The sequence below is a fragment of the Stieleria sp. genome (assembly GCF_041595215.1).
Lineage (GTDB): Bacteria > Planctomycetota > Planctomycetia > Pirellulales > Pirellulaceae > Stieleria > Stieleria magnilauensis.
Map to the genome: position 1 here is coordinate 1 of NZ_JBFHKV010000709.1, position 4656 is coordinate 4656.

Below are 4656 nucleotides of genomic sequence, written 5' to 3' on the forward strand. Positions count from 1 at the left end.
CCAGCCTCTGTGGACTCGGACAGACCGCACCGAATCCCGTGCTCAGCACGTTGCGCTACTTCAGGCACGAGTACGATGAAAAGCTGCGTCCCGAGTCCGATCGCATGCCACGTTTACCAGTCGTGACGGGAGACAATTAAATGCCTGGACCTCCCGTTACAGCCTCGACCGGCGTGAAAGTCCGCGTCGTCACGTTGAAGATCAATGAACACGACATCGGTGCCCGCGAAACGGACTCCATTCTCGACGTCGCTCAGGCGAACAACATTCGCATCCCCTCGCTGTGTTTCCTGGAAGGACTCAGCACGTGGGGCGCCTGCCGGTTGTGTGTCGTCGAAATCGAAGGCTACCCCCGGCCGGTTTCCGCCTGCTCAACGACGGTCAGCGAAGGCATGGTGATCACGACTCACAGCGACCGGCTGAAACGCTACCGACGCACGATCCTGGAATTGTTGTTCGCCGAACGCAATCACGTTTGTTCGGTCTGTGTCTCCAACGGACATTGCGAACTGCAGGATCTGGCAGCCGAGTGCGGCATGGATCACGTCCGCGTTCCCTATCGCAATCAGCCCTACGCGGTCGATTCAACGCATGAAATGTATCGCGTCGACCACAACCGTTGCGTGCTGTGCACCCGCTGTGTGCGCGTCTGTGACGAAATCGAAGGCGCCCACACGTGGGACGTGATGGGCCGCGGCATCGAATGCCAGGTGATCACCGATTTGAACCAACCCTGGGGTGACAGCAGCTCGTGCACTTCGTGTGGAAAGTGCGTTCAGGTCTGTCCGACCGGGGCGTTGGTCAAGAAAGGAACGGCGGCCGGAGAAATGGAAAAACACGACGAATTCTTGCCGTACCTGGCGCAGATGCGGGGCAACCGATGAGCGATTCAGCCAAAATCACGTTGGCGACCGCGTGGCTGGACGGCTGCTCGGGCTGCCACATGTCGTTCCTGGATCTCGATCAACGGTTGATCGAACTGGCCGCGAAAGTCGACATCGTTTACAGCCCAATCGTCGACACCAAAGAATTACCCGTCGACGTCGATGTCGGAATTCTGGAAGGCGCGGTCAGCACCGAAGAGAATTTGCAGATCGCCAGAATGTTCCGCGAGCGTTGCAAGTTTCTCATCAGCCTGGGCGATTGCGCCGTCAGCGGCAACGTGCCGTCGATGCGAAACACGTTCGATTTGGATGATGTTTTCGATCACGCCTTCGTCGAAACCGTTCAAGCACAACCCGGCCGGCCCACCGAAAGCTTGCCGACGCTGCTGCGGACCGTCGTGCCGATTCATCATGTCGTGAACGTCGACCTGTTTGTCCAGGGTTGTCCTCCGTCGGCCGACACCATCTGGTACGTGTTGACCGAACTGATCGCCGGCCGCACACCGGATCCCACCCAAATCACCCGCTTCGGAGCCTGAAGTCCGCCATGGGACGTACGATCAAAATCGATCCCGTTTCTCGCATCGAAGGTCACGCGCACATCACGCTGCACCTGGACGATGACGGCAACGTGGATGATGCAAAATTCCATCTGACCCAGTTCCGCGGCTTTGAAAAGTTTTGCGAGGGACGGCCGTTCCCCGAAATGCCCGCGTTGACCGCCCGGACCTGCGGCATTTGTCCGGTGAGTCATCTGGTCGCTTCGTCCAAAGCCTGCGATCACCTGTTGAGCGTGACGATTCCGCCGACCGGGGCCAATTTGCGACGATTGATGAACCTGGCTCAATTGATGCAATCCCACGCACTCTCGTTCTTCCATCTCTCCTCGGCCGACCTGCTGTTGGGCATGGATTCGAACCCGAAGTCGCGAAACATCTTTGGCTTGTTGGCCGTCGATCCGCAATTGGCCAAAGATGGAATCCGATTGCGGCAGATCGGTCAGACGATTATCGAAATTTTGGGTGGCAAGAAGATTCATCCCGGCTGGATGGTCCCCGGTGGCGTCAGCGCGCCGATCACCGAAGAGAAACGTGCCGAAATGTTGGCGATGCTTCCCGAAGGCCTGGAGATCGCCCAACGCACCTTCGAATCCTTCAAGGGCTTGATCGGAAAGTTTTCCGAGGAGATCGAACACTTCGGCAACTTTCCGACGATGTACCTGAGCCTGATCAAACCGACCGGCGGGCTGGAACACTACGACGGATACTTTCGGATCAAGGACGCAGACGGCGCGATCGTCGAAGACATGGTTCCGCTGGAGGAATACGAACGCGTCATCGGTGAAGCGGTCGAACCGTATTCGTACATGAAGTTTCCGTATTATCTGCCGGCAGGCTACCCCGAGGGGATCTACCGTGTCGGGCCGTTGGCGCGGTTGAATAACTGTGATTTCTGCGGGACCAAACTCGCCGACGCGGCGCTGGACGAATTTCGCGCCCTGCAGCACGATCGTCCGGTCAGCAGCAGCTTTCACTTTCACTTCGCCCGACTTGTCGAAATCATCTATGCGCTCGAACGGATGAAGGAGTTGCTGGACAATCCCCATATTCTGGACACGCGGGTGCGAGCCCGCGCACGTGGCAACAGCGACGAGGGCATCGGGGTTGCCGAAGCTCCTCGGGGAACGTTGATTCACCACTACAAGATCGACGACGACGGTCTGATCACGTGGGCCAACCTGATCATCGCGACCGGCCACAACAACCTGGCGATGAATCAAGGCATCAAGCAAGCGGCCAAACACTTCGTCGACGGCAACAACATGCAGGAAGGGATGCTCAATCGCGTCGAAGCGGTGATCCGGTGCTACGACCCGTGCTTGAGTTGTGCCTCGCACGCCTTCGGCCAAATGCCGCTGCGAATCGAATTGCAAGACTCACGCGGGAAGGTCCTCGATCAGTTGCTGCGGCACGTTTCCTGAAACTTGAAACTTGAAACTTGAAACTTGAAACTTGAAACTTGAAACTTGAAACTTGAAACTTGAAACTTGAAACTTGAAACTTGAAACTTGAAACTTGAAACTCACCGCACTCGTCATCGGCCTCGGAAACACCTTGCGCGGTGACGATGCGCTCGGGCCCATCGCCGCCGAACGGGTGCGGCAGGCCGTTGATCCGCAAGTGGTCCGTGTCATCAACCGGTGCGAGCCGACACCCGATCTGGCATTAGAACTCAGCGAAGCCGGACGCGTTGTTTTCCTGGACGCGTCGATCGAAGGCCCTGCCGATCGGGTTCTCGTCCGACGGCTGCATGAAACCAATGCTGCCGAAGCACTCGGGCACCAGCTGAGTCTCGGCACGCTGTTGAGTCTCACGCGTCGTTTGTATGGCGACGTTCCGGAAGCGTTCGCGATCACCTTTCGAGGCCGGACGTTCGAGTTGAGCGATCGCTGTTTGACCCCCGCAACGGAATCGGCTGTCGCGGCAATGGTCGACGAGACGCTGCGGGTGATCGAGTCGGAGAAGGTGATCGCTGATGCATGAACTCTCCATCGCATTGAATATCTTGGATATCGCGGCCGAAGAAGCCGAACGTCGGAACATTGATTGCGTCGAAGCCGTCCATATCAAACTCGGTCCGCTCTCGGGGATCGTGAAGTCCGCGTTGCTCTCGGCATTCGATCTGGCCCGCGAACACTCGGCTTTGCCCGCGGCTCGACTGGTGGTGGAAGACGTGCCGATCGTCCTCTACTGTGAACACTGTCAGGCCGAACAGCCGGTCGAGTCGATCCAGGAACTCGTCTGCCCGGTCTGCCGAACGCCCTCCAACCATGTGGTCGCCGGGCGAGAAATGGAAATCACTGCGTTGGAAGTCACTGCGCTGGAAATCACTGATCCGGATATCAAAGCATGAATTCTCAAACCCGCCTTGTCGAAGTCCGCACGAAGATCTTGAAACAAAATGATGTGCTGGCCAGGGAGCTGCGGGAGCGGTTTCGACAAGACGGCGTGACCGTTGTCAGCTTGGTGTCCAGTCCGGGCGCGGGCAAGACGGCGCTGTTGGAGGACTTGTTGCTTCGTCTGCGCGAGAATTATCGAGTCGCTGCGCTCGTCGGTGATCTGGCCACCGACAACGATGCCCGACGTTTAGCCCGGGCCGAAGTCCCGACGAAGCAGATCACGACCGGAACGGTGTGTCATTTGGAAGCGGACATGGTCGCCGACGCCCTTCAGGGCTGGAACACCGACGAACTGGACTTTCTGTTTATCGAAAACGTCGGCAATCTGGTCTGTCCCGCCACGTGGGACCTCGGCGAGGCCTTGCGTCTGGTCCTGTTCTCGGTGACCGAAGGCGAAGATAAACCGCTCAAGTATCCCACCATCTTCAACACCGCCGACGTGGCCGTGATCACCAAGATGGATCTTGCGGCGGCCGTCGAATTCGATGCCGCCCAGGCAAAGCGTAGCCTGCAATCGGTCCGCCCGGGAATCGAAACCTTTGACGTGTCGGCCAAGACCGGCGAGGGAATGGCGGAGTTGCTCGAGCGACTACGGAGCCTGCGGGGGCTCGACGTTGCCGGCAACCAGCAGCGGACGAAGTGAAGAAGGAAGGCAGACGTGTTGGTGTGCAGGCTTCAGCCGCCCACACTCGCTGCTCCGCAGCGACCAAGAATCGCCTCAAGGCTAGACACCAACGTGCGCTGGTGTGCAGGCTTTAGCCGCCCACGCTCGCTGCGGAGCAGCGAGAAGGAATCGCCTAAAGGCTAGACACC

At 58.4% G+C, this 4656-nt stretch carries 7 protein-coding genes; all 7 read left to right on the forward strand.

Translation table 11 applies throughout. The features are described from left to right. Nucleotides 1-140: NADH-ubiquinone oxidoreductase-F iron-sulfur binding region domain-containing protein (locus ABX749_RS22880; protein WP_372898031.1), on the forward strand; the 140-nt coding region annotated here is incomplete at its 5' end. Next, nucleotides 141-884 (forward strand): bidirectional hydrogenase complex protein HoxU, encoded by a 744-nt coding sequence (hoxU, locus tag ABX749_RS22885; RefSeq protein WP_372898026.1) that lies wholly within the window; start codon nt 141-143, stop codon nt 882-884. Further along, on the forward strand, nt 881-1423 hold the full coding sequence (locus ABX749_RS22890) for an NADP oxidoreductase (RefSeq protein WP_145219146.1): 543 nt from the start codon (nt 881-883) through the stop codon (nt 1421-1423). The genes hoxU and ABX749_RS22890 overlap by 4 nt, the downstream gene beginning before the upstream one ends. An 8-nt stretch (nt 1424-1431) precedes the next feature. After that, nucleotides 1432-2865, forward strand: coding sequence for a Ni/Fe hydrogenase subunit alpha (locus tag ABX749_RS22895; protein ID WP_372898027.1), 1434 nt, complete (start codon nt 1432-1434; stop codon nt 2863-2865). 94 nt (nt 2866-2959) lie between these two features. After that, nucleotides 2960-3427 (forward strand): hydrogenase maturation protease, encoded by a 468-nt coding sequence (locus ABX749_RS22900; protein ID WP_372898028.1) that lies wholly within the window; start codon nt 2960-2962, stop codon nt 3425-3427. Next, nucleotides 3420-3797: a hydrogenase maturation nickel metallochaperone HypA gene (locus ABX749_RS22905; protein ID WP_372898029.1), complete on the forward strand. Its 378-nt coding sequence runs from the start codon at nt 3420-3422 to the stop codon at nt 3795-3797. The genes ABX749_RS22900 and ABX749_RS22905 overlap by 8 nt, the downstream gene beginning before the upstream one ends. Then, nucleotides 3794-4486: a hydrogenase nickel incorporation protein HypB gene (gene hypB, locus ABX749_RS22910; RefSeq protein ID WP_372898030.1), complete on the forward strand. Its 693-nt coding sequence runs from the start codon at nt 3794-3796 to the stop codon at nt 4484-4486. The genes ABX749_RS22905 and hypB overlap by 4 nt, the downstream gene beginning before the upstream one ends. Nucleotides 4487-4656: the final 170 nt, after the last annotated feature.

Bases quoted from the DNA above. Each gene is read 5' to 3' on its own strand.
- ABX749_RS22905 (WP_372898029.1), top strand. From the start codon at position 3,420: ATGCATGAACTCTCCATCGCATTGAATATCTTGGATATCGCGGCCGAA.
- hypB (WP_372898030.1), top strand. From the start codon at position 3,794: ATGAATTCTCAAACCCGCCTTGTCGAAGTCCGCACGAAGATCTTGAAA.
- hoxU (WP_372898026.1), top strand. From the start codon at position 141: ATGCCTGGACCTCCCGTTACAGCCTCGACCGGCGTGAAAGTCCGCGTC.
- ABX749_RS22890 (WP_145219146.1), top strand. From the start codon at position 881: ATGAGCGATTCAGCCAAAATCACGTTGGCGACCGCGTGGCTGGACGGC.
- ABX749_RS22895 (WP_372898027.1), top strand. From the start codon at position 1,432: ATGGGACGTACGATCAAAATCGATCCCGTTTCTCGCATCGAAGGTCAC.